The sequence below is a fragment of the Dongia deserti genome, from assembly GCF_003574735.1.
GTDB lineage: Bacteria > Pseudomonadota > Alphaproteobacteria > Dongiales > Dongiaceae > Dongia_A > Dongia_A deserti.
In genome coordinates, this window is the sequence record NZ_QORW01000021.1 from 1 (window position 1) to 22,837 (window position 22,837).

At 64.9% G+C, this 22,837-nt stretch carries 20 protein-coding genes and 1 riboswitch; of the genes, 9 read left to right on the forward strand and 11 right to left on the reverse strand.

Features of this window, described 5'->3' with window-relative positions; all coding sequences use genetic code 11:
* The first annotated feature begins 154 nt into the window (after positions 1–154).
* The gene (locus DTX69_RS24865) at positions 155–907 is read left to right on the forward strand and encodes a hypothetical protein (RefSeq protein WP_119304289.1); all 753 of its coding nucleotides are present in this window, start codon (positions 155–157) and stop codon (positions 905–907) included.
* 62 nt (positions 908–969) lie between these two features.
* Here the strand turns inward: DTX69_RS24865 and DTX69_RS24870 are convergent, their stop codons facing one another.
* Together DTX69_RS24870 and DTX69_RS24875 are read right to left on the reverse strand one after the other, a co-directional pair.
* Positions 970–3,324, reverse strand: a complete 2,355-nt coding sequence (locus DTX69_RS24870; RefSeq protein WP_162917533.1) for a heavy metal translocating P-type ATPase — start codon at positions 3,322–3,324, stop codon at positions 970–972.
* A gap of 137 nt (positions 3,325–3,461) precedes the next feature.
* The gene (locus DTX69_RS24875) at positions 3,462–4,163 is read right to left on the reverse strand and encodes a class I SAM-dependent methyltransferase (RefSeq protein WP_119304291.1); all 702 of its coding nucleotides are present in this window, start codon (positions 4,161–4,163) and stop codon (positions 3,462–3,464) included.
* A gap of 136 nt (positions 4,164–4,299) precedes the next feature.
* A riboswitch (yybP-ykoY riboswitch) is annotated at positions 4,300–4,437 on the forward strand.
* A gap of 71 nt (positions 4,438–4,508) precedes the next feature.
* Between DTX69_RS24875 and DTX69_RS24880 the strand changes: the two genes are divergently transcribed.
* Positions 4,509–5,087: a TMEM165/GDT1 family protein gene (locus tag DTX69_RS24880; protein ID WP_119304375.1), complete on the forward strand. Its 579-nt coding sequence runs from the start codon at positions 4,509–4,511 to the stop codon at positions 5,085–5,087.
* 301 nt (positions 5,088–5,388) lie between these two features.
* A complete protein-coding gene (locus DTX69_RS24885; RefSeq protein ID WP_162917534.1) occupies positions 5,389–6,021 on the forward strand; it encodes a DUF1062 domain-containing protein in 633 nt (210 codons plus the stop codon).
* Between the two features lie 154 nt (positions 6,022–6,175).
* Here the strand turns inward: DTX69_RS24885 and DTX69_RS24890 are convergent, their stop codons facing one another.
* The gene (locus tag DTX69_RS24890; protein ID WP_284736054.1) at positions 6,176–7,303 is read right to left on the reverse strand and encodes a PQQ-dependent sugar dehydrogenase; all 1,128 of its coding nucleotides are present in this window, start codon (positions 7,301–7,303) and stop codon (positions 6,176–6,178) included.
* 255 nt (positions 7,304–7,558) lie between these two features.
* On the opposite strand from DTX69_RS24890, the gene DTX69_RS24895 reads away from it, so the two are divergent.
* On the forward strand, positions 7,559–7,744 hold the full coding sequence (locus tag DTX69_RS24895) for a hypothetical protein (RefSeq protein WP_119304293.1): 186 nt from the start codon (positions 7,559–7,561) through the stop codon (positions 7,742–7,744).
* Here DTX69_RS24895 and DTX69_RS24900 read toward each other — a convergent pair.
* The 4 genes from DTX69_RS24900 to DTX69_RS24915 form a co-directional block, all read right to left on the reverse strand.
* Positions 7,741–8,400 (reverse strand): methyl-accepting chemotaxis protein, encoded by a 660-nt coding sequence (locus tag DTX69_RS24900; protein ID WP_119304294.1) that lies wholly within the window; start codon positions 8,398–8,400, stop codon positions 7,741–7,743. The two genes, DTX69_RS24895 and DTX69_RS24900, sit on opposite strands and share 4 nt — an antisense overlap.
* Positions 8,401–8,524: 124 nt before the next feature.
* Positions 8,525–9,373 carry a carbon-nitrogen hydrolase family protein gene (locus DTX69_RS24905; protein ID WP_119304295.1) on the reverse strand — a complete coding sequence of 283 codons (849 nt, stop codon included), beginning with the start codon at positions 9,371–9,373 and terminating at the stop codon, positions 8,525–8,527.
* 32 nt (positions 9,374–9,405) lie between these two features.
* Positions 9,406–11,739 carry a caspase family protein gene (locus DTX69_RS24910; protein ID WP_162917535.1) on the reverse strand — a complete coding sequence of 778 codons (2,334 nt, stop codon included), beginning with the start codon at positions 11,737–11,739 and terminating at the stop codon, positions 9,406–9,408.
* A 188-nt stretch (positions 11,740–11,927) separates the two neighbouring features.
* On the reverse strand, positions 11,928–12,863 hold the full coding sequence (locus DTX69_RS24915; protein WP_162917536.1) for an autotransporter outer membrane beta-barrel domain-containing protein: 936 nt from the start codon (positions 12,861–12,863) through the stop codon (positions 11,928–11,930).
* Positions 12,864–13,217: 354 nt separating this feature from the next.
* Here DTX69_RS24915 and DTX69_RS24920 point away from each other — a divergent pair, with 354 nt between their 5' ends.
* Both DTX69_RS24920 and DTX69_RS24925 read left to right on the forward strand, forming a co-directional pair.
* The gene (locus tag DTX69_RS24920) at positions 13,218–13,865 is read left to right on the forward strand and encodes a hypothetical protein (protein WP_119304298.1); all 648 of its coding nucleotides are present in this window, start codon (positions 13,218–13,220) and stop codon (positions 13,863–13,865) included.
* Positions 13,866–14,033: 168 nt separating this feature from the next.
* Positions 14,034–16,139 (forward strand): adenylate/guanylate cyclase domain-containing protein, encoded by a 2,106-nt coding sequence (locus DTX69_RS24925; protein WP_119304299.1) that lies wholly within the window; start codon positions 14,034–14,036, stop codon positions 16,137–16,139.
* Positions 16,140–16,149: 10 nt separating this feature from the next.
* Here the strand turns inward: DTX69_RS24925 and DTX69_RS24930 are convergent, their stop codons facing one another.
* Positions 16,150–17,853 carry a sulfatase-like hydrolase/transferase gene (locus tag DTX69_RS24930; RefSeq protein WP_162917537.1) on the reverse strand — a complete coding sequence of 568 codons (1,704 nt, stop codon included), beginning with the start codon at positions 17,851–17,853 and terminating at the stop codon, positions 16,150–16,152.
* Positions 17,854–18,166: 313 nt separating this feature from the next.
* On the opposite strand from DTX69_RS24930, the gene DTX69_RS24935 reads away from it, so the two are divergent.
* A complete protein-coding gene (locus DTX69_RS24935) occupies positions 18,167–20,062 on the forward strand; it encodes a propionyl-CoA synthetase (protein ID WP_119304301.1) in 1,896 nt (631 codons plus the stop codon).
* Between the two features lie 145 nt (positions 20,063–20,207).
* Here DTX69_RS24935 and DTX69_RS24940 read toward each other — a convergent pair whose 3' ends face one another.
* From DTX69_RS24940 to DTX69_RS24950, 3 genes are read right to left on the reverse strand one after another with little or no spacing between them, the layout of a single operon-like run.
* Positions 20,208–20,429, reverse strand: coding sequence for a hypothetical protein (locus DTX69_RS24940; RefSeq protein ID WP_119304302.1), 222 nt, complete (start codon positions 20,427–20,429; stop codon positions 20,208–20,210).
* 43 nt (positions 20,430–20,472) lie between these two features.
* The gene (locus DTX69_RS24945) at positions 20,473–20,829 is read right to left on the reverse strand and encodes a nuclear transport factor 2 family protein (RefSeq protein ID WP_119304303.1); all 357 of its coding nucleotides are present in this window, start codon (positions 20,827–20,829) and stop codon (positions 20,473–20,475) included.
* A complete protein-coding gene (locus tag DTX69_RS24950; protein ID WP_119304304.1) occupies positions 20,826–21,497 on the reverse strand; it encodes a glutathione binding-like protein in 672 nt (223 codons plus the stop codon). Before DTX69_RS24950 ends, DTX69_RS24945 begins: the two co-directional genes overlap by 4 nt.
* A gap of 85 nt (positions 21,498–21,582) precedes the next feature.
* Here DTX69_RS24950 and DTX69_RS24955 point away from each other — a divergent pair, with 85 nt between their 5' ends.
* Both DTX69_RS24955 and DTX69_RS24960 read left to right on the forward strand, forming a co-directional pair.
* Positions 21,583–22,188 (forward strand): TetR/AcrR family transcriptional regulator, encoded by a 606-nt coding sequence (locus tag DTX69_RS24955; protein WP_119304305.1) that lies wholly within the window; start codon positions 21,583–21,585, stop codon positions 22,186–22,188.
* A gap of 120 nt (positions 22,189–22,308) precedes the next feature.
* On the forward strand, positions 22,309–22,770 hold the full coding sequence (locus DTX69_RS24960; protein ID WP_119304306.1) for a hypothetical protein: 462 nt from the start codon (positions 22,309–22,311) through the stop codon (positions 22,768–22,770).
* Positions 22,771–22,837: the final 67 nt, after the last annotated feature.

The window sequence follows — 22,837 nt, forward strand, 5'->3', positions numbered from 1 at the left end:
TCCAGTGAATAGGGTCGTGACATCGATGCTGGCCTCCACCCCAGTCAGCATCTTGAATCACAAATCACCCCAGCTGGGAATCCCACCAGATTCACACTTCGGGAAACGTGCTCTAGTTGAGAGTTGGGGCACGTCACTTGGGGAACTTCCGAACATGCCGATCATCATGGGCGGCGTCGTCATCTTGTTGCAGCTGACGGTCATCTTCCATGCGTTGAAGACCGGACGGCCGTACTGGTGGATCTTCATTATCATGGGCTTCCCGGTCATGGGATGCGTGATCTACTTCATTATTGAAGTCCTGCCGGGCAGCCGCTCCGAGCGCAACCTCAAGAAGATCGGCAACGACATCATCAAGGCGGTCAATCCCGACCGCGAGATGAAGCGCAAGGCGGAGGAGCTGGCGATCTGCGGCAGCGTCGAGAACAAGCTGCAGCTGGCCGAGGAGTTGGTCGAGCGCGGCATGTTCGACGAGGCGATCCAGCTCTATCAGAGCGCGCGCGAGGGGCAGTACCTGTACGCGCCCGATCTGCTCTATGGCTTCGCCCGCGCCCGCTTCTTCAACGCCGAGTATCTCGAGGCGCGCAAGCTGCTGGGCGAGCTGCAGGAGCACGCGCCGCGCTACTACGTGCAGGAGGTCGCGCTGATGAAGGCGCGCGCCGCCGCCAAGTTCGGCGACCGCTCGACCGCGCGCGCCGAGATCGAATCGCTGCTGGAGACCTTCGTCGGGCTGGAGGCGCGCTATCGCTATGCCGAGCTGCTCTACGAGGACGGCCAGGCCGCCCGCGCCAAGGCCGAGCTCGAGCGCGTGATCGACCACGCCAAGCGCTTCAAGGTCAGCGCCGAGGAGCGCGTGTGGGCCAAGCTGGCACGGCAGGGCCTCGCCGCGATGAGCAGCGCGGCGTAATAAAGACCCCCTTCTCCAACAAAGAATTCCCCTCTCCTCTCGTGGGAGAAGGGAATTTTCCATCACAACTTCGTCGCCCTCAGCCTTAGCGAATTGGCGATCACGCTGACCGACGAGGCCGCCATCGCCGCCGCCGCGATGATGGGCGAGAGCAGCAGGCCGAAGGCGGGATAGAGTACGCCGGCGGCGATCGGTACGCCGGCGGCGTTGTAGACGAAGGCGAAGAACAGGTTCTGCCGGATGTTGCCCATCACCGCCTTGGACAGGCGCCGCGCCTGCACGATGCCTTGCAGGTCACCGCGCAACAGCGTGATGCCGGCGCTCTCGATCGCGACGTCGGTGCCCGTACCCATGGCGATGCCGACATCCGCCGCCGCCAGCGCCGGCGCGTCATTGACGCCGTCGCCCGCCATTGCCACTGCCTTGCCGGCACGCCGCAGCTCTTCCACGACGGCACCTTTCCGCTCCGGTAGAACCTCCGCCTGCACCTCTTCGATGTTGAGCTTGCGGGCGACTGCTTCCGCCGTCTTGCGGTTGTCGCCGGTCAGCATGACGACGCGGATGCCTTGCTTATGCAGGTCCGCGATCGCCGTGGGCGTTGTCTCCTTCACCGGATCGGCAATCGCAACGATGCCGGCGGCGCGTCCTTCGATGGCGACGAAGATTGCCGTGGCGCCATCCGCGCGCAGGGCATCGGCTTCACTCTCCAGCGCCGAGACGTCCGCGCCCTGCTCCGCCAGAAACCTGGCATTGCCAAGCGCGACGGAATGGCCGTCGACCTTGCCCACCACGCCCTTGCCGGTCGGCGAATCGAAATCGCTGACGGGCGCGAGCGCAATGGAACGCTCCTTCGCTTGCTGCACGATCGCGGCCGCCAGCGGATGCTCGCTTGCAGCCTCCAGGCTCGCGGCCAGGCGCAACACTTCGCCCTCGTCGAAGTCCTGCGCCGGGCGGATCGCCGTGACCTTCGGCTTGCCCAGGGTCAGCGTGCCGGTCTTGTCCACAATGACCGTGTCGATCTTCTCCATGCGCTCGAGCGCCTCGGCATTCTTGATCAGCACGCCGCCGCGCGCGCCGCGTCCGACCCCGACCATGATCGACATCGGCGTCGCCAGCCCCAGCGCGCAGGGGCACGCGATGATGAGCACGCTGACCGCCGCCACCAGGCCGTAGCCCATCGCAGGCGCCGGCCCCCAGATCGACCAGGCCGCGAACGCAACGATCGCGACCAGGATCACCGCCGGCACAAACCAGCCGGAGACCGTGTCGGCGAGACGCTGGATCGGCGCGCGCGAGCGCTGCGCCGCCGCCACCATCTGCACGATCTGCGCCAGCACAGTATCGCGGCCGATCTTCTCCGCGCGCATGATGAAGGCGCCCTGGCCGTTGATGGTGCCGCCGATCACCTTCGCGCCGGCCTCCTTCTGCACCGGCAGCGGCTCGCCGGTGACCATGGATTCATCGACGTTGGAGCGGCCTTCGATCACCGTGCCGTCGAGCGGTACCTTGTCGCCGGGCCGGACCCGCAGCCGCTCGCCGACCTGCACCTGGTCGAGTTCGACCTCCTCCTCCGCGTCGTCATCCTTTATGCGCCGCGCCCTGGTCGGCGCCAGGCTGAGTAAAGCCTTGATAGCGCCCGACGTCTGCGCGCGTGCTTTCAGTTCCAGCACCTGGCCCAGCAGCACCAGCACCGTGATCACCGCTGCGGCTTCGAAATAGACCGCGACCGATCCGTCTGGCGCTCGGAACGCACCCGGAAAGACCTGTGGGACGACAGTAGCGACAACGCTGTAAGCCCAAGCGACGCCGATGCCCATGGCGATCAGCGTGAACATGTTGAGCGCGCGGCCGGTCAAGGATCGCCAGCCCCGGACAAAGAACGGCCAGCCCGCCCACAACACCACCGGCGTCGCGAGCCCGAGCTGGATCCAGTTCGACGTCTGTTGTTCCACGAGATGCTGGAGACCGACCAGATGGCTGCCCATCTCCAGCACCGCCACCGGCAAGGTGAGGATCGCGCCGATCCAGAAGCGGCGGCGCATGTCGATCAGCTCTGCGCTCGGCCCCTCCTCCAGGCTCGCGCGCTCCGGCTCCAGCGCCATGCCGCAGATCGGGCAAGACCCGGGCCCTGCCTGCCGGATCTCCGGATGCATCGGGCAGGTATAGATCGTGCCTTCTGGCATCTGCTCCGCTGGCTTCTGCTTGGCGAGATATTGCGCCGGATCGGCGACGAACTTCTCCCGACACTTGGCCGAGCAGAAGTAGTAGGTCCGGCCTTGATGCGACGCGCGATGCTGCGTCTTGTGCGGATCGACCGTCATGCCGCAGACCGGATCAGTCGCGGTCATTTGTGCGGCCGCGTGGTGCTCATGCCGATGGGAAGCGTGATGATCGTGGGTCGCACGTTCGCTTGGCATGGCTGCCTCCCGGTCGATCGGTCCAGTCCTCGCTTCAAACTTGATGCTTCCCATAATGGGAAGGTCAACACCCCGTCGGGCGGACACGCTCCTGACGCGACAAACAACCGCCGCCGCTTGGGAGTTTCAGGCGCGCATCACGGCCTTGGCGCCGCGCACACGCGCGTTTCGAGTTTGAGGTTGCGCGCACGCTTGAACCACTGGGGGTTCCGAGTGACCACATAGGCCATGTCGCCGATTCCTGTGATCTGATCCTGGCTCGTCACCGCCACCACGAAGCAATCCGGCATCTCGTGCCCGAAGACCTCTTCGACGTCCCGCCCAAAGTGGCGGTAGTGGTTGTGCAGGTCGGGTTTCGGATATCCCCAGTCCTGCGTGTGCTCGACCCTGTAGGGGTCGGGGAACGACAGGAACAGAAACCCGCGGCGGCTCAGCACGCGCGCGAGCTCGCGCAGCGCGGCGCGATAATCCGCAACATGCTCCAGGACGTGATTGCAGATGATCGCGTCATAGCTGCCGTCCGGTCGGTCGATCTGCTGCAGATCGAGACTGTTCCTTTTGCCGAACACGGTCAGCTCAAATCGCTCGAACCATCGCTTGTCGACCGTCGGGTCCTTGCTGAACTGAAGGCACCGCAGAGGGCGGAATCGCCGCGGACCGAGGTCGACAAGGATCGAGCGGAAGGCACGATGGCGCTCCAAGGAATGGCAACGCGCGCAGCGCGGCGGCTTGCCCCTTGCGCTCAGTCGACCCTTGGGCCCGGGCGTGAATTCCCGCCCACCGCAGATGTTGCAGCGCGGCTGCTTGATGCGTTCGATAAGAGTCCTGAGCAGGCTCATTGGATATTCATGCGACGAATCGTCTTCAGCATCCAAGCATCCATTGGAAGCTCAAGGCAATCGAACCAAAAGGGGGGAAGGGCCGCAGAACCAGACCGGCACTCGCCTCTTGGCAAGAGCCCAGAACCCGGCTAAACCAGCGCCGTCTCTGGGGAGTAGCCGCCCTCTTTGAAGAGGGGAATGCGTCAACAGACTTGGCCTCGGGCCTCTCGGCCCAGCCATGGCGCATTCGGCCAGTCTTGAGCGACTGATTGGCGAGACCTTTGACTTGCTTGCGCTTCACCCGCGGGATCGGGCGGCGCGAGAAGTCAATGGGTCATGCGCCCGGTCCCGCCAGACGGCCTCATGGAACCTCTGCTCGTTTCGACCGGTATCGTCGCGATCGCCGAGATCGGCGACAAGACGCAGCTGCTGGCGCTCATCCTCGCTGCGCGCTACCGCAAGCCGCTGCCGATCGGTTTCGGGATCCTGCTCGCGACTCTCGTCAACCACGGCCTTGCCGCCTGGCTTGGCGCGCTGGCGGCAAGCTGGCTTGGCCCGGACGCGCTGCGCTGGATCCTGGGGCTCGGCTTCATCGCGATGGCAGGCTGGTGCCTAGTCGCCGACCGCGTGGAGGATGGACCGAAGGCGACCGCCAAGGCCGGCGCCTTTCTCGCCACCCTGGTCGCCTTCTTCCTGGTCGAGATCGGCGACAAGACCCAGATCGCCACCGTCGCCCTGGCCGCCCGCTTCGATAGTCTCCTGCTGGTTACTGCTGGCACCACGCTCGGCATGATGCTGGTCAACGTGCCCGCCGTGCTGTGCGGCGACGGCATCGCGCGGCTGGCTCCGCTCGAGCTGATCCGCATCCTGGCGGCAGCCTTGTTCGCGCTGCTCGGCACGATGACGTTGCTCCGGCTCGATTTCGGATTGCTTGGGGCTTGACGGGCCGTGCCCTTCCACATCAAAGTCGCAGCCCTCAATCGCCTTCGGGGGCCGGACTTTGCCAACGCGTTGACCGATCTCAGTTGAGTTCGCCACTGGCGTGCGCCGATCGTGCTGATCGGCGCGCCCGCGTCGTCATTGGGCGCAGAGCGGCAGGCTGAGATCGGTTCGGCATCTCTCCGCCGCTTCGGTTGCCTGCAACGCGTCTCATCCGCCGACCGGCAGCCCGCCTACCCCAGTCTGACCGACCGCATCTCATCCCCTTCGCTGTGCAGCCCTTCCTCGAAGGAAGGCTGTCACCTTGCAACAGATCCTCCGCGTCACCTGGCAGGTGGCGCCGCTGCAATGTCCGCTCATCCGGCGCCATTGCAGTCGCTGCAGAACCGCGATGCCGTTCGCCTGCAGCATGAAATTCCGCACCAACGCACAGAAGAAGCGCATCGACGTCTGGCTGATCTACCGCTGCACCGCGTGCGACGAGACCTGGAACCTGCCGGTTCATGAGCGCGTGGCGGTCGGCGACATCCCCGACGCGGAGTTCCACGCGATCGCCTGCAATGACCTCGCGCTTGCGATGCGCCATGCGTTCGACCACGCGCGCCTCGCGCGTCACGGAATCTTGGAGCACGCCGCCGGCGTCGCCGTCCGCAAGTCGCCGCGGGACGGCAGCCCGCGCGATGCGAGCGCCATCGAGATCGCCCTCGCGGTGTCATCGCCGTGCAAGATCAGGCTCGACCGCCTGCTCGCGAGCGAACTCCGCCTCACCCGCAGCCAACTCCGCGCGTTGTACGACAGCGGCGCGCTCCGGCTCTCTCAGGCTATGAAGCCCTTGCGAACGCCGGTCGCTGACGGTCAGTCCATCTCGATAGACCTCAGCGATGGTGTAGTGGGACTCGGCCTGGCGGCGATGATCCGCCGGAATGCATCGGAGTGATTCGACCATCACATCCAATACTTCGTCATTCTCGTGCTTGGCACGAAGATCCACGAGTCTGTTCGCTGTGGCGCAGTCTTGCACAGCAAACGCGTGGATGGTCGTGCCGAGCACGACCATGACGACATGGTGGCGTTCAATGTGAGCGTGGCGCCTAGCTCGCCGGCTCCAGCCGCAGGATGCGGCCGTCATCCTCGTCGGTCAGCAGGTAGAGATAGCCGTCCGGCCCCTGCCGCACGTCGCGGATGCGGTCGCCCATGTCTTCGAGCAGGCGTTCCTCGCGCACGATGCGGTTGCCATCGACCTCCAGCCGCGCGAGCAAGTGGAACTTGAGCGCGCCGACGAACAGGTCGCCCTTCCAGGCTGGGAACTTGTCGCCGGTGTAGAAGGTCATGCCCGATGGTGCAATCGACGGATCCCAGTAATAGACCGGCTGCTCGAGGCCCGGCTTGGATGTGCCCTCGCCGATCTTGCCGCCGGTATATTCGCGGCCGTACGAAATCACCGGCCAGCCGTAGTTCTTGCCCGGCTCGGGGATGTTGATCTCGTCTCCGCCGCGCGCGCCGTGCTCCACGGTCCAGAGCTGACCGGTCTCCGGATGCAGCGTCGCGCCCTGCACGTTGCGATGGCCGAGCGAGTAGATGTCGGGCGAATAAGCACCGTCGCCGACGAACGGATTGTCTTGCGGGATCGAGCCATCGCGATTGATGCGTACCAGCTTGCCGATCTGCGCCTTCATGTCGGGGATGTAGCTGCGCGTATTGCGGTCGCCAAGCGTGACGATCATGGTGCCGTCGGGGAGGAATACCAGGCGCGAGCCGAAATGCTGCCCGGTGCCGAGCTTCGGCTGCTGCCGCCAGATGACCTCCAGCCCATCCAGCCGGTCTTCCGCGAGCTTGCCGCGCGCCACCGCTGTGCCGGCCCCGCCATCGCCGGGTTCGGAATAAGAGAGATAAACCAGCCGGTTGGAGGCGAAGTCTGGATCCAGTGCCACATCGAGCAGGCCGCCCTGCCCGCCGTCATACACCTCGGGCACGCCACCGAGCGGCTCCGACAGCCGACCGTCCGGCGCGACGATGCGCAGCCGCCCTTCCTTTTCGGTCACCAGCATCCGGCCGTCGGGCAGGAAGGCAAGACCCCAGGGCTCCTCCAGGCCGTCGGTCACCGTGACTACGGAGATCGTTCCCGATCTCGATTGATAGCTCTCCGCCGCGAAGCTGCCGGAGGCAGCCATCACTACTGTCAGCGGCATGAAAGCGCCGGCAAGCCAACGCACGACCATCACGACCTCCGCTCTGTCTGATCCTGGACAGATTGGAATCACGGCCATCCTTGGCAAGTCCTGGCGGACCGCACATTCACATGAGATGTGCAGAAGGTTCGCCTGCTCCGGCTCTCACAAGCGGCGGTATAGCTGCCGGCGAATCACACATGACTCGCCCGCGCTCCGTTCATATTCATCCGACGTTCAGGACGATCCTGATTGGATAAGTGCGCTGGAACCCCGCGTCGTGCTGTCTTGGAGGGAAAGACCGCAATGGCCGACTACCGCTGCTATTTTGTGAATAATCTCGACCAAATCCAGGCTGCCAGGATGCTGGAATGCGCGGAGGACGCCGAGGCTATGCTGCAAGCCGGCGAGCTGGCCGAATCACAATCCTTGACCGTTGAGATCTGGAACGGCGCCCGGCTGGTCGGGCGCGTGCCGCAGGCGACGAGCTAGCTGTCGCTCCGCAGCAAGGTCTGCAGCGTCTCCATGAGGGAGCGGATGCGGTCCGCCTCCTCGCGCGTGGTGTCGGCGAGCGACTTCATTTCCTGCGCCACCACCGCGAATCCCGCGCCGTGCTCCGCCGCGCGTGCGGCCTCGATGCGCGCGTTCAGGGCGAGCAGCTTCAACGTGCGCAGTTCGCCCAGGATGTGCTGCACGGCGTCGACGATGTCGTTGCTGGTGCCCGAGATGCGGCTGACCAGCTGCTCCAGCTTGCCTTCCTGTTCCTTCTGCGGCGAGATGTCGATGCACACGCCCTCCAGATACAGCAGCTCCCCCTTGTCGTCGAAGACGCCGGCGCCGCTTTCGTGGATCCAGTTCGGCGTGCCGTCGCGCTTGATCAGGCGGTAGTCGATCTCCCAGTTGGTGCGCTTCTGGATCCCCGCGGCGACCGCCTCGTCGACCAAGGGGACGTCCTTAGGCTCGACGATGGAGGTGAAGGTGCGAGCCCGATTGTTGATGAATTCGGAGACGGCATAGCCGGTCATGGTCTCGATGCCCTCAGTCATGAAGAGCATCGTGTAGCCGGCATCGTTCTGGCAGCGGTAGAAGAAGCCGTTGAGGCGGCTTGCGACGCTTTCAATGACACTCGCCTGCACTGAGTCGTACATACCGGCCACCAATCCCTACGGCCCCCGAATGGTGCGGCATATTCGCCCAAAGACGGTTAACAACCTGCAAATGGATCAGGAACATTTACGCATGGATTTGGTGCACTGATCCGCTCAGCGGTGCTTACGGTGTAGACCGCCCGGTCTTACCGGGTGATGCAAATTCCCGGTCATGGCCGAGGGCCGGGATGCGGGCACGGGCCTTCGCGACCTCGGCGGGATCGCACGCCGAGCCGATGATCCCCTCGCTTTCGCCGCCATCGGCCAGGACACGGCCCCAGGGGTCAATGATCAGGGAATGGCCGAAGCAGTCGGCCCCGCCCGGCAGCGTGCCAAATTGGCACGGCGCGACCACGTAGCAGCCATTCTCGACCGCGCGGGCCCTGTTCAGCACGTGCCAGTGCGCCTCGCCCGTCACCTTGGTGAAGGCGGCCGGCACGCCCAGCACGTCGGCGCCCGCCTGCGCCAGCCGCCGATAGAGCTGCGGGAAGCGCAGATCGTAGCAGATCGACAGCCCCATCCTGCAGAAGCCGGTATCCGCCATCACCGCGCAGTCACCCGGCGCGATGGTGGCCGACTCGCGCAACGGCGCGCCCTGCGTCAGCTCCACATCGAACAGGTGGATCTTGTCATAGCGCGCGGCGACCGAACCGGTCGGATCGAGGAGATAGCCGCGATTGAAGGTGCGCCCATCACCGGCCAGCACACCCAGCGAGCCCAGCAGCAGCCAAGTCCTGCGTTCGCGCGCCAGGTCGCTGAACGCCTGCAGCACCGGATGGCGATTCTCTTCGAAGGCCGCCGGATGCAGCAACCCGCCCTTCAATTCCACGCCGGAGAAATATTCCGGCAGGCAGACGATTTCAGCACCACGCTCGATCGCCGCGCGCGTCAGGCGGCTGACGATCGCGATGTTGCGATCCACCTCCGCCACCGCGGAATTCTGCACGCAGGCAATCGTGTAAGGTCGGGTCATGGCCTGATTCTACGGCAGCGCCACCGGCAACGCTACTGCCCGACCATGCCCAGCGTCAGGTCCGCACCGAGGCTGTAGATTGCCGGCTCCTGGATGTCATCACCATAAGCCCGCTGGAAGGCGCGGGGATTCTTCTGGCGCTGACTCCGAAACACCTGCGGCAGCGTGTCGTAGGCGTAGCGCGCAACTTCCTGCGAGGTCACCACGCCATCCTTCGGGAACAGATCGGCGCCGCCCTTAAGACCTTGCAGCAGCACGTAGGTGAGAAACCCATAGCCGAGTTCGACGCTCTCAGGAGCCAGCTGGTCGCGGCGCGTGGCGGTCAGCACCTGCACGCCGGCACCGCGCAATCCGTTCTCCAGAAAACGGGTCTGGAAGCTGACGACCGCGTTGAACTTGTCGACCGTGACGCCGGAATAGCAGGAATCGACCACCACAAAGATGCGCTGCGCGCCCGCCTGCTCCAAGGCCGCGCGGATCTCCGTCGCCTTCAGCCAGGATTTCGGATCTTCGAAGCTGGCGTCGCTCGGCATGAAAAACCAGTCCTGCTCGTTGCCGAAGCCGTGGCCGGAGAGGAACAACAGAACGGCGTCCTCCGCCTTGGACTCCTTGAGGCTGCCGAGCGCCCGCAGGATCGATGCACCGCCGGCGGCGCCATCGAGCATCTTGTGCACCTCGATCTTGCCGAACGTCGACTTCCCCTGGGTCGCCACGTTGTCGACGACGGCTGCGGCATCGCTGGCGGCGACGCGCAGCTGATCCTGAGGCCCCATGCGCGGGTACTTCGAAACACCGGCGGCGATGATGTGCAAAGTGCCGCGGCCCGGCTGGCCGCTGAAGGTCTCGCGCAGCTCGACCGGCTGGCCTTCATTGTCGTAGACGCCGGTCCCGACCGCCTGGAAGGTGTTCACCCCTGCCACCGGCCAGACATTGTAGCCGACGACGCGGATGTGCCGTCCCTTGGATTCGGCGTCCTTCTGCTCCAGCACGGCGCCGACGCTGACGATCTTGCCGTTGTGATAGAGCCGCACGTCCTTGATGCCGCCGCCCTGGTCCTCGGCAATGACGATCAGCTGATAGGGCTTGCCGGCCGCCTTCTCGCCCGGCACCACCTCGATCTCCACCGTGGGCGGGATCGGGAAGGCGTCCTGCAGATCCTTCGGCACCTCGCGCGGCGCACGTGCGGATTTTTTCAACGCCGCCGCCAACAGGCCCGGATCGAGGAAGGCCTGCCGCATGCTGGAGACGGGGAAGTTCAGCTTCTTCACATCCCAGCTCAAGCCCTTGAGCCCGTCAGCCGTGCCATCGAAGCGCCCCTGCCGATCGACCATCGCCCAGCCGGTCGGCGCGATGAAGATGGAGAGAATCTGCTTGCGGCTCGACACCTCCCACACCAGCAGCTTGCCGTCCGCGGTCGCGGCCATCACGCTGCCGGCGGCGTCATCGACATGCAGGCCGATGATGACTCCTTCGTCCACTTTCAGCTCAGCGATGGTCTTTCCGTTCGCCAGATCGACGACGTCGATCTCGCTCTTGCCGTCCATCGTCGCGGCCATGCGCAGCGATTGGCCAAGAGCGAAGAGTCCGTTGTTCCCGAGATCGACGTCCTCGGCCGTGCTTCCGCCCAGGGAGACAAACGCCACGTGCCCCTTTTGCGTTACTACCGCCGCCTGCTTGCCCTCGGCTGCAACCCGAATGTCGCTCACGGCAGCATCGAGCTTGTCGATCGACTGCGCCGCTCCGCTCCCCAACTGCACGATAGCAACCGTGCCGTCCCGGCCCCCGACCAATACCTTGGCGCCAAACGCGATCGCGGTGATCGGTGCATTCGTGACCTTGCCACTCGCCACCTGCTTGCGCCCGGCAATGTCCCAGATCTCGATCTCACCGTCTCTGGTGCCGGCAACCAGCAGCAGCGAATCCGCGCTGGTGGCGAGCTGCGTGATCGCGCCATCGCCGGTCAGCACCGCGACCGCCGCGCCGGTGCGTGCGTCACGCAGCTCGATCCTGCCCGCGTTGTCGCCGATCGCCAGCAACGTGCCGTCGGCGCTCGGCGCGAACACCACGTCCCTGCCTGCGGGAATCGGCCGGCCCTGGCTGCCGCGCAGCAGGTTCCAGACGCGGATCGTGCCGTCCTCGGCCAGCAGCGCCAGATGATCGCCGCCGGTCGCAACCGTCATGCGCTTGAGACGCACCAGCTTGGTCGAGACCTTCAGCTTGGCCTGGGCATAGATCACGTTCTCGAACAGGGCGGAGCTGATGGCATCGCCCACGCTTTGCGCCCGCGCAGTGGCAATGGACGACACCGCAACAGCCAGAACCAGCAGCAGGGCAATGGCAAATGTCGGCCGAAACGCATGCTGCAATCGCCTCCCCCGAAACGGGGGAGGGGGATTCGCCCCATGCTCTCGCAAGTGCGATCGCTCTACGATCAGCAGGACCCAAGACATGGTTGCGCGTAAGCTCATGGCAGCCTTCGTAACCCGACTCCATCACTCCGGACGGAAGAAGGGCGCAAGATCCAGCCGGACCTCGCGCCCTTTCTATCCTCGTCTCAGAAGCGGAGGCGGAACTCGGCCGCGCCGCCGATCTGATTGGTCTCGTCGTTCAGCAGCTCCGTGCGGACCGAGGCGCCGAGCTGCATGCTGTCGGCGATCCGGCCGCGCACGCCCAGCGTCAGGAACACATAGTCGGTGTCGCCCTGGTCGAGCTCGTCGCCGTCATCGTCGAAGAACTTCTCCGGCCAGACATGCTCGTACTGCACGCCAAGATATGGCACGATCGGGTCCAGGTCGTAGCCGACCTCCGCACTGGCGACCAGCGCGTGGCTGTGCACGTCGTCATCGCCCGGCGCTTCGAAATCCAGCAGTTCGGTGTAGTTGAAACGCCAGCCGACCTTGCCCTTGAGCAGGAAGTCTTCCGCGACGGTCGCGACGGAATTCATCGCCAGCTCGGTCGAGAAGGTCTGGCTGTCACTGTCGGTCTCGCCGCTGAAATCATCCTCGCTCTGGCTGTCCGAGTAAGTGTAGCTGAACAGGCCGCTCGCGAAGAAATTCGGATGGAACACATAGGCGCCGTAGGGCGAGACCGTGAAGGAATCGCTTTCCAGGTCGGTTTCGAAATCGAAATCCGTCAGCTCGAACTTGGTATCGGCCGCGGCATAGGCGCCGGACAGGCCGACGAACACCGATTCGCCGAAGCGATGATCGACGCCGAAGGTCACGTTGACCAGGTCGGTCTGGAACTTGCCGCCGAACTCCTCAACCAGCGAACTATCATCGCTGGTGATGCTGGAATAACTGGTGGTGATCCAGGCGCTGTTGGCCAGCGGCGATTCGGTCGCCGGCACGTCGCCGGTCACCAGCTGCTCGCCGATGCGGTTGGAGACCGCGTCGCTGACGCGGCGGCTCACCTCTTCGCGGATTTTCTTTTCGACTTCATCGCTGCTTTGAGCGAAGGCGGTGCCGAATTGGCACACGATGACTGCCATGGCCCCAACCAAGGCCAAGCGAGACAAGAACGAACGCATTGCGCAGACCCCTCAATAGAACGCGATTTTGGAATGTCCCCGGTTGCCGCCCTATTTCCCTCGGGCGGGCCGCGGCAAACTAGCGACCTTGGCCATCCGGTCAAGAGTCCTGGTGACGATTCCTCGGACCCTGTGTCAATTTTCCCCTTCAGACTCTTTTAACCATGAATCCGCCTCGCGGGCCCCATGGTGTGGCCGGTTGGTAGCAAAGCGCCGCGCGCCGCATCAGTGACAGGAGTCACATTTCGCCTTATTGCCTGCGCCGTGGGGGCCGCTAGAGTGTCGCCGGGAATCAAACGGGGAACCAAGACCATCATGGCATCCAAGCTGGCGCCAGTGATCGCGCTGATCTGTGCCGGTGTGCTGCTGCCGGCTCACGCATCGGCGCAAGCACCGGCAGCCGCGATCCTGGAAGAGATCGAAGGCGCCACCGCCAAGCACGAGGCATTCGACGAGCTCCGCGCCGGCGACCGCATCGCGCTCGGCGCCGCCGGCCGCGCCGTCATCGGCTATCTCGGCAGCTGCGCCCGCGAGACCATCGAAGGCGGCGCGGTGGTGATCGGCAAGGACCAGTCGCAGGTCCAAGGCGGCAAGGTCACGCGCGAAACCATCCCCTGTGAAGCGACGCAGTTGGTCCTGACCGAGCAGGAAGCCGGCACCAGCGCGACGGTGGTGTTCCGTGGTCCGCCCTGGGAGAAATGGGTGCGCCAGGTGGTCCCCTCGCCCAGCCCCATCGTGTTCGGTCCGGGCAAGTCGCTGACGATCAAGCGTCTCGACGAAGACGAGAAAGCACTGACGCTGACGCTTAAGGACGGCAGGATCGATCTGTCCGCCGCCAACGTCGCGCTGACCCCCGGCGGCTATTACGAGCTCACCGCCGGCAATAAGCAGATGGTGATCAAGATCGACCCCACCGCCGAAGCTGGCCCCATGCCGGCCATGAGCCGCCTCGTGCGGCTGTGAGTTTCATCAGCCTGATGCGCCTCCTCCCTACTTCCTTCCAGACCGAGGAAAGTCCCCTCTCCCCTCGCGGGACAGGGCAATCGCGTGTGCGGGGGAAGGGGTGCTTTGCTATGGCCCGTCCTCATGTGCGATTGCCTTGTTGCCTAGCGCAGCGGCAGTCGGAGTGACGTGAAGAGCAGCCGTGCATACTTGGTCGCGGCACTGATCGCCGGCGCAGTTGCGCTGGCGGGTCAGTTCCTGTTGCGCGATCGCGCGAATGGGCTCTCGATCGACGTGCTCTATCGGCTCGCCCACTGGTCGGGTGTGGAGCATGCGGCGCCACTGGAGGATCGCACCATCATCATCGCGATCGACGAGGAGACCTATCGCCGGCCGCCATTCTACGATCCGACCACCAAGCGCAGCACGCCCCAGGCATTGTGGACGCCGCAGGTTGCGACCGTTCTAGATGCGGTGCTGGAGGGCGGCGCCAGGGTGATCGGCCTCGACACCATCTTCAGCACGTCCGCCTCCGCGGTCATTCCCAACTACGACAGAGCGCTCTATCAGGCCCTGCGCCGCGGCGGCCGCGAAGACCGCATCGTGCTGGCAAAGGCGCAACATCAGGCCGAACCGATCGAGCCGGACCGCGGATTGGTGATCGCGGTCGGCGATGAAACCGACGTCCGTGCTGCGAACGCCATCGAGGATCACGATGGTGTGGTGCGCCGCATGCCACTTGCCCTGCCAGGGGAGAACGGGCTCGAACTCACCTTCTCGACTGAGCTGTTCCGCCGCAGCACCGGCCGCGACCTTCAGCTGACCGATACCGGCGTCACCATCGACCGTCACACGCCGCCGGGCGTTGTCGATCGCGCCCTCCTGCTTGACTTCATGCCGACCACGCAGGCTCCGACGCTCTATTCCTTCGCCGACCTCCTGGCCTGCGCGGAGGCCGGCAACAGCGATTATTTCGCGACGCACTTCACGGATCGCACCGTGCTGATCGGCGCCGTCCTCGATGTCGAGGATCGCAGGCTCACCTCGCGCCGCCTTGTGAAGAGCGCGGATGGCGCAAACTATGCGCAGCGCTGCGTCCATCCGGTCATGGCGGAAATCCTCGGCCAGCACCGACGCCAACTGATTCCCGGCGTCTATCTCCACGCCGCGGCGATCGACAATCTGAAAGCGCTCGGCGGCCTCATCGAGATACCCACACCGCTGCGCTTTCTCTGCTTGCTCACCCTCGGGCTGATTGCCGCCATCTGCGCCTTGTGCCTCAAGCTCCCGCACACCGCGGCTGCATTGGTCGCTCTGCTCGGCGCCTGGATCGCGATCGCCACCGCCGCTTTCGCGAACCTCACCGTCTTGCCGCTGGTCGGAGGCACCGGCGTCGTCCTGGCGAGCGCGCCCCTCACCCTCGCCTACCGCATCGGCCTGGTCGATCGCGGTCGCCGGCGTCTTCGCAAGGCTTTCGCGCTTTATCTGCCGGAGGCGGAGCTGGACCGGCTGACGGCGCGCGATGAGTTGCCGGCCCTCGGCGGCGAAGTGCGTGCGGTCACCATCCTGTTCTCCGACATCGCCGGCTATTCGGGCCTGTCGGAGAGCCTCACGCCCGCCGCTCTGGTCGCGGATCTCAACCGCTATTTCGCGCGCATGACGGAGATCGTGCAGCGCCACGGCGGCTTCGTCGACAAGTTCATCGGCGACGGCATCCTCGCCGTGTTCGGCGCGCCGCTGGCCGAAAGCCGTCATGCGGAGGCCGCCGTGCAGGCCGGGCTCGAGATGATGGCCGCCCTCGCCGGCGGTCCCGCGCTGACCCTGAACGGCAAGCCCATCCGCATCCGCATCGGCCTGCATACGGACCGGGTCATCGTCGGTAACATCGGCGCGCCCAACCGTTTCAACTACACCGTGGTCGGCGATGGCGTGAACCTTGCCTCGCGCCTCGAGGGCGTCGGCAAGGCCTATCACGTCGCGATCATCGCCAGCGAGGACACGCGCCGCGCCGTCGGCGAGGCGCATCGCTTCCGCGAGCTCGACCGGGTGCGCGTAGTCGGTCGCGACCAGCCGGTCACCTTGTTCGAGCCGCTGGCCCCCGATTCCAAGCTCGATCTAGGGCGCTTTGCCGATGCGCTCGCGCTCTGGCGGCGCGGCAGCTTCACCGAAGCGGCCGCTCTCTTCCGCCAGTTGCCCGACGATCCCGCCGCTCAGGTCTTCGCCACGCGGGCCGAAGCCTGGGCGCAGCAACCGCCCGCCGGCTGGGACGGCATCGTGAACCTGCAGCAGAAATAGCGGAGCTGGCTTACTCGAAGCCGAGGAAGCCGAGTAGCGCCAGCTTTGCGCTGTCGGCGAAATGCTGCGCGTTCCGGCAGACCTCACTCGCGCCCTGCTTCGCGCAATCGACGATGCGGCCGGACCTCTGCTCGATCGCGAGCAGCCCCTGCTGCAGCGGCCGCGCCGCGATTGGCCGCTGGTGATCGCACTGGCCGTTGCGGCAATAGGCGCCGTTGGTCAGCAGGTCGGCAACGATGCCGGGAATCGCATAGCCTGGAACCCGGCCCCTGAGGTCGATCGCGCCGCGCTCTCCATCCAGGATGATCAACGGCACGTCGTAGCGCGCCTCGATCGGCAGCGGATAGACGACGCCTTTCGGCACGCCGGGCAAGCCCGGCGGATGATCGCCCAGGATGACGATGATGCCGTCCGGATCGATGCGTTTGAGTTCGTCGACATAGGACTGGACCGCGTGCGACGTGTAGTAGGCGCAATTGACGTAGGCGGCGAGGATCTTCGCGTTCGGCTGGACGCCGATCCGATATGGCCGCTTGTTGGTGTCGAGCAGGAACGGGAAATGGCCGGCCGTCACGAACACGTGGTTGAACAGCGGCTGTCCGGAACGGAGGCCCTGTTTCACGTGCTCGAGGTTCTGCCGCAGGATCGATTCCGCCGAAAGGGTCTCGCCGTCGCGATCCGACATGTCGACGTCATGATCAAACATGCGGGTCTCGAATCCGATCCGCGCATAGGCCTGGTCGTAGGTGAACTCCTCGGGCGGCACCGGGACCCAGCTTTCCGTCCGCCAACCGAGCGCCGCCAGCTTGCGTGGCAGGCAGTCGATGGTCGGCAAGGTCATGTGCGAGAATATGATGGCGCTTTCGTCCAAGGTCGCCGGCAGTCCGCACAGTATCTCGAACAATCCGTCCGGCGAACGTCCGGCATAGACCGGCTGCACCGCCGCCAGGCCGCCATTGCGGCGCCATTCCTGGAACAAGGGCGCCAGCGGCTCCGGCGCGACCGTCACGCCGGGGATGCTCAACGGATCGATGAAGCTCTCGAGCGCGATGACGTGCACGTTGCGCGGCGCGACCTGCGTCAGCGTCGAGCCGATGAAGCCGGCCTCCGGCTTGACCGAGGCCTTAAGGCTGAGATAGCGCTCGCGCCGCTCGGCAAAGGCCAGGCCGCTCTCGAAGAAATAGCCCCAATGGCCGCGCACCACGGCAAGCGGATACCATGTATAGTTGGACCGCACATTGAGTGGGCCGGCCGCCATTGCCGCTGGCGCGAACATCTTCAAGGAGAAGACGAGCGCGTAGATCAGGAGCGGCACGAACAGCATCGCCTCCCGCGTCGAGGGTCGGCGTAGATTCAGGACAAAGGCGAGCAAAAATGCTGCGGTCGCCACGAGCACGGCGACCAGCGGCCATCCGCCGACGGCGGCATAGTGGATATAGAGATCATCGAGCAGCAGCAGGTCGGAGAACGAAGCCGCCGCTTGCATGACCTCGAACTTCGCCAGCGACGCCGCGTAGAGACCAAGCACGATCGTCACGCTCATGACGGTCCCGAGGATCAGCCTGCGCTGCATCAGCATGAGCAGCAGGCAGACATATCCGCCGACGGCGAAGTCCATGACCATGCCGGCGGGATGCGAATGGCCGATGGCATGGAGTGACCAGTAGTGATTGGCTGCGCCCAGCACGATGCCGACCACAGCGGCCGTGATCAAGGCTATGCGCTCGCGCCGGCTCGTCGATGCGCTGGGTCGCTGAGCTGATTGCTCCTTCGCCGACATTCGATCGCCGCCCTTCCATTGATCGCCGCGTGGCGCCGCAACCCCCGCCCCGAATCCCGGTCACCCGGCTGCGCCGCTGATCGTGCGGCTTCCCTCACCTGCGATCATTCCGGTGGCTGGTAAAGATTTGTCTAACGGCGGGGCGTGGCCGCCAGTCGCTCAAGGCGCCTTTACCATAGTGGCGCCTTGTCCCTTGAGCGCCGGGCCTCCCTGGGCGCAGGATGGCCGAAAAATCAGGGAGGACGCCATGGGTGAGACCTACGCCCAGATCTATCGCCGCTCGATCGAAGAGCCGGAAGGCTTCTGGGCCGAGGCCGCGACCGGGATCGACTGGACCAGGCGCTGGAGCCGCGTGCTGGACGACAGCCGCAAACCCTTCTATCGCTGGTTTCCCGATGCCGAGCTCAATACCTGCCACAACGCGCTGGATCGCCATGCCGATGGCGGGCGCGGCGACCAGCCTGCCCTGATCTACGACAGCCCCCTGACCAGCACGGTCCGCACCTACACCTTCCGGCAGCTGCGTGACGAGATTGCGCGCTTCGCCGGCGCGCTCACGCGGCTCGGCGTCGCCAAGGGCGACCGCGTCATCATCTACATGCCGATGGTGCCGGAGGCGGTGATCGCGATGCTCGCCACTGCCCGCATCGGCGCCATCCATTCGGTGGTGTTCGGCGGCTTCGCAGCCAAGGAGTTGGCTACCCGGATCAACGATGCCACGCCCAAAGTCATCGTCAGCGCCTCTTGCGGCATCGAGCCCGGTCGGATCATCGCCTACAAGCCGCTGCTGGACGCCGCGATCGAGATGGCGGACCACAAGCCCGACCACTGCATCATCTATCAACGCACGCAATGCCTGGCGGCCCTGACGCGGCCGCGCGACATCGACTGGTACGAGGCGCAGATCGACGCCACGCCGCAGCCCTGCGTGCCGGTCGCCGCCACCGATCCGCTCTACATCCTCTACACCTCCGGCACGACCGGCCAGCCCAAGGGCGTGGTACGCGACAATGGCGGTCATGCCGTCGCGCTCAAATGGACCATGTCGAACGTCTATGGCGTGAAGCCGGGCGAAGTCTATTGGGCCGCGTCCGATGTCGGCTGGGTGGTTGGCCATTCCTACATCGTCTATGCGCCGCTGCTGCATGGCTGCACCACCGTGCTCTACGAAGGCAAGCCGGTCGGCACACCCGATGCGGGCGCCTTCTGGCGCGTGATCGCGCAGCACAAGGTCTCGGTGTTGTTCACCGCGCCCACCGCCTTCCGCGCCATCAAACGTGACGATCCGGACGGCAAGCTGATCGGCAAATACGATCTCTCCTGCTTCCGCACCTTGTTCCTGGCCGGCGAGCGCTCGGACCCCGCGACGCTGGAATGGGCAGAGCGGCACCTGAAAGTGCCGGTGATCGATCACTGGTGGCAGACCGAGACCGGCTGGGCGATCGCCGCCAATTGCATCGGCATCGAGCAACTGCCGGTGAAGCACGGATCGCCCACCAAGGCGGTGCCGGGCTGGGATGTTCGCGTGCTGAACAACGAAGACAAAGAAGTGAAACCCGGCGATATCGGCAACATCGTCTGCAAGCTACCCATGCCGCCCGGCGTCCTGCCGACCCTGTGGCGGGCGGAGGAGCGCTTCTTCAAAAGCTATCTGGAGCGCTACCCGGGTTTCTATCTGACTGCGGATGCCGGCTATCGCGACGAGGACGACTACCTCTACATCATGGCCCGCATCGACGACATCATCAACACAGCCGGCCATCGCCTGTCGACCGGTGCCATGGAAGAGGTGCTGGCAAGCCATCCCGATGTCGCTGAATGCGCGGTGATCGGCGTCGCCGACGATCTGAAAGGCCAGGTGCCGATCGGCTTCCTGGTGCTCAAGGCGGGATGCGAGAACCCGCAACACATGATCGTGTCGGAGGTCGTCACGCTGGTGCGCGAGCGAATCGGCCCGGTCGCCTCCTTCAAGAGCGCCGTGGTCGTCAAGCGCCTGCCCAAGACGCGCTCAGGCAAAATCCTGCGCGGCACCATGCAGAAGATCGCCGACAAGCAGGAATGGAACATGCCCGCCACGATCGACGACCCGGCAATCCTCGACGAAATCGCAGAAGCTTTGCGCACTATCGGCTACGCGCGGTGAGCGGGCTACCACATATGAGAACAGCCCTCCCCAAGAGGAGTCCCCTCTCCCCGCTGGGGAGGAAGAAGCGAGGCGTGCGGACGGCCATGGGTGAGCTGAGCGCAGGGTGGTTCCAACAGCCCCTAGCGATGACACAAGCTAGCGACTAACGATGACGAGGATGCACGGGAGAAATCCGATGCCAGCCATGGAAGACCGCGATGTCGAGGAAATCCGCGCGCATGGCCAGCTGCCCAACGCGGACATCGACATTATCTATCGCCGCCGCCAAGACGAGTCCGAGTTCATCGGGATCAGCATCCAGACGATGCCGTTCTCGTTCGATCGCCTGCTCGCGATAAGCGATCCGTTCCGCTTCTGGGGCCAAGTGATGGAAGCCGCGTGGTGGCCATGGCTGCAGGGCCTGCGCGCTATGGACCGCCTTTCACATAGCCCTGCGCCTCCACGATCAAACCGTCCTCGACGCGCATCAGATTGACGCCGCGCACGGACTGTTTCTCGCCCCAGTGATAGCGCCAGCGGATGATGCCGCGATCGCCCAGCACTGTCACGTCCTCGAGCTCGAACCAGGTGCCGGGCGTGGTCGCGATCTGGCTCCACAGCGCGATGCAGGCTTCGCGTCCCTCGTGGCGCGAGCCATCGGGCGCCGGCACGGTGTTCTCGATCGCGCAGTGATCGGCGACCAGCTCGTTCAGCACCGTCGGATCGTGCGACAGGAACACCTCGTTGAACCGCCGCAGCACCGCTTCGGTCGCGGCGCCGGTCATGAGCGCGCCGCCTGGCGTTCTGCCGTGACCATCGCGGGCGGCGCATAGAACGTGTGCTCATCGCCAAACGGCGCGAGGCCCTCGGCCGCAAGCGCGTTCTGAACAGCGGGCCGCGCGCCGACGCGATCCATGAACGCCTTCAGCGTCGGCCATCGGCCAAGGTCGATCTCCAGCCACGGCGACCAGTTGAGGATGACGAAGAAGTAGGCATCCGCGACCGTGAACGTGTCGCCCGTCAGATAAGGCCCGACCATCTCGCTCGCCACCCAGCCGAGCCGCTTCTCGACTAGTTCCAACAGCGTGCTCCTCACCGGCGCATAAGGCGGCCGGAACAGCAGCACCATCGGCTTGTGCAACTCAGAGGTCATGAAGTTGAGCCACGATTGGACGCGCGCCCGCTCGACCGTGCCCGCTTTGGGCGCCAGGCCTGCTTCCGGCTTCAGATCTGCGAGAAACTGCACGATCGCCGGCCCCTCGGTCAGCGTTGCCCCGTCCTCCAGCTCCAGCACTGGTACATAGCCGTTGCGGTTGATGCGGTGGAAGTCCTCGCCGCTGCTGGTCCGGTGCGTGTTGCGGTCGATGGCGATGAGCTCGACCGGTAGGGCCAGTTCCTTGGCGATGATGTGCGGCGACAGCGAGCAGGCGCCGGGATGCATGTAGAGCTTCATGGGTGGTTCCTCCTCATCTTGCTATTTTTATACTATTCCGCATAATAGATCCGCGAGTCAAGACTTTTATTCGGAACAGTACAAAATGACCGAAACCCCCAGGAAGCGCGGCCGCCCGCCCGCCTATGACCCGGACAAGGCCCTGGCCAGCGCACGCGACGTGTTCTGGTCCGCCGGCTACGAAGCGAGCTCCTTGGACGAGCTGAGCGCCGCGATGGCAATGAACCGCCCCAGCGTCTATGGCGCGTTCGGCGACAAGGAAGCGCTCTATCTGAAGACGCTGGCGCGCTATCGCGACGAGAGCGTGCACGCGATGCGCGCCACGCTCGACCCCGCGAAGTCCCTGCGGGAGGGCCTCGCCACAATCTATCGCAAATCGATAGACACCTATCTCGCCGGCGGCGCCGCGCGCGGCTGCCTCCTGATCGGCACCGCGACCACGGAGGCGGTCAGCCGCGCCGCTGTGCGCGATCTCCTGCGCGGCAGCCTGCAGGCCTTTGACGCCGTCATCGAGGATCGCCTCAAGCTGGCCGGGAAACGCGGTGAGCTCGCGCCCAAAGCCGACCCGAAGGCGCTCGCCCTTATCGCCTCCGCGATCATGCACTCGCTCGCGGTTCGCGCCCGCGCTGGCGAGCCGCGCAAAGAGCTCGAAAAACTGGCGCGCGCTGGCGTCGCACTGATCTGCGGCTGAGACGCTCTCGGGGTCCGCCGATGGACGCATCACGGCGCTTGCCACTGGTGCTTGACATGTGGAGTGTCGAGGGGACACTTGGCCTTGGATAGGACCGTCCCTTCGTTGCTAGGAGGTCCAATGAAGATTCTGACGGGGCTCCTCGTATTGGTGGTCTGCTGGATGTGGAGCGCTGAGAGCGCACACGCGTGTTCATGCGGCCCCATCTCCCCCGAAGCCGGCTTCGACCGCGCCCAATATGTGTTTACCGGCAAGATCGTCCAGGCACAGCATCACTTATGGCTCGTTGACGTCGAGCGCGTGTGGAAAGGCCATGAAAAGCTCACCCGCACCGTCGAGCTGATGGATGTTTACGCGCGAATGGACTGCGAGTTCTTTTTTCAGCTTGGGCAGCGCTATCTTTTCTTCGCAGTATTGGCCAAGGGCGGTCGACACGTCTTTTTTCACCCGCAAGCGTGCAACTGGACGAGACCCTTGCAGTCGACACGCGTTCCCGTCGATGGGAAAGAGTCGCTATGGATCGAGGATTTGATCGCCCGGGAGCATGGCCCGGGAGAACCGCCCCGCGACGAGCGCCCTTGAAAGCGCATATCGCCGAAGCATGGCGCCAGACCTGTCCGTGAAAGGCAATACAGGGACCGTTATTGTA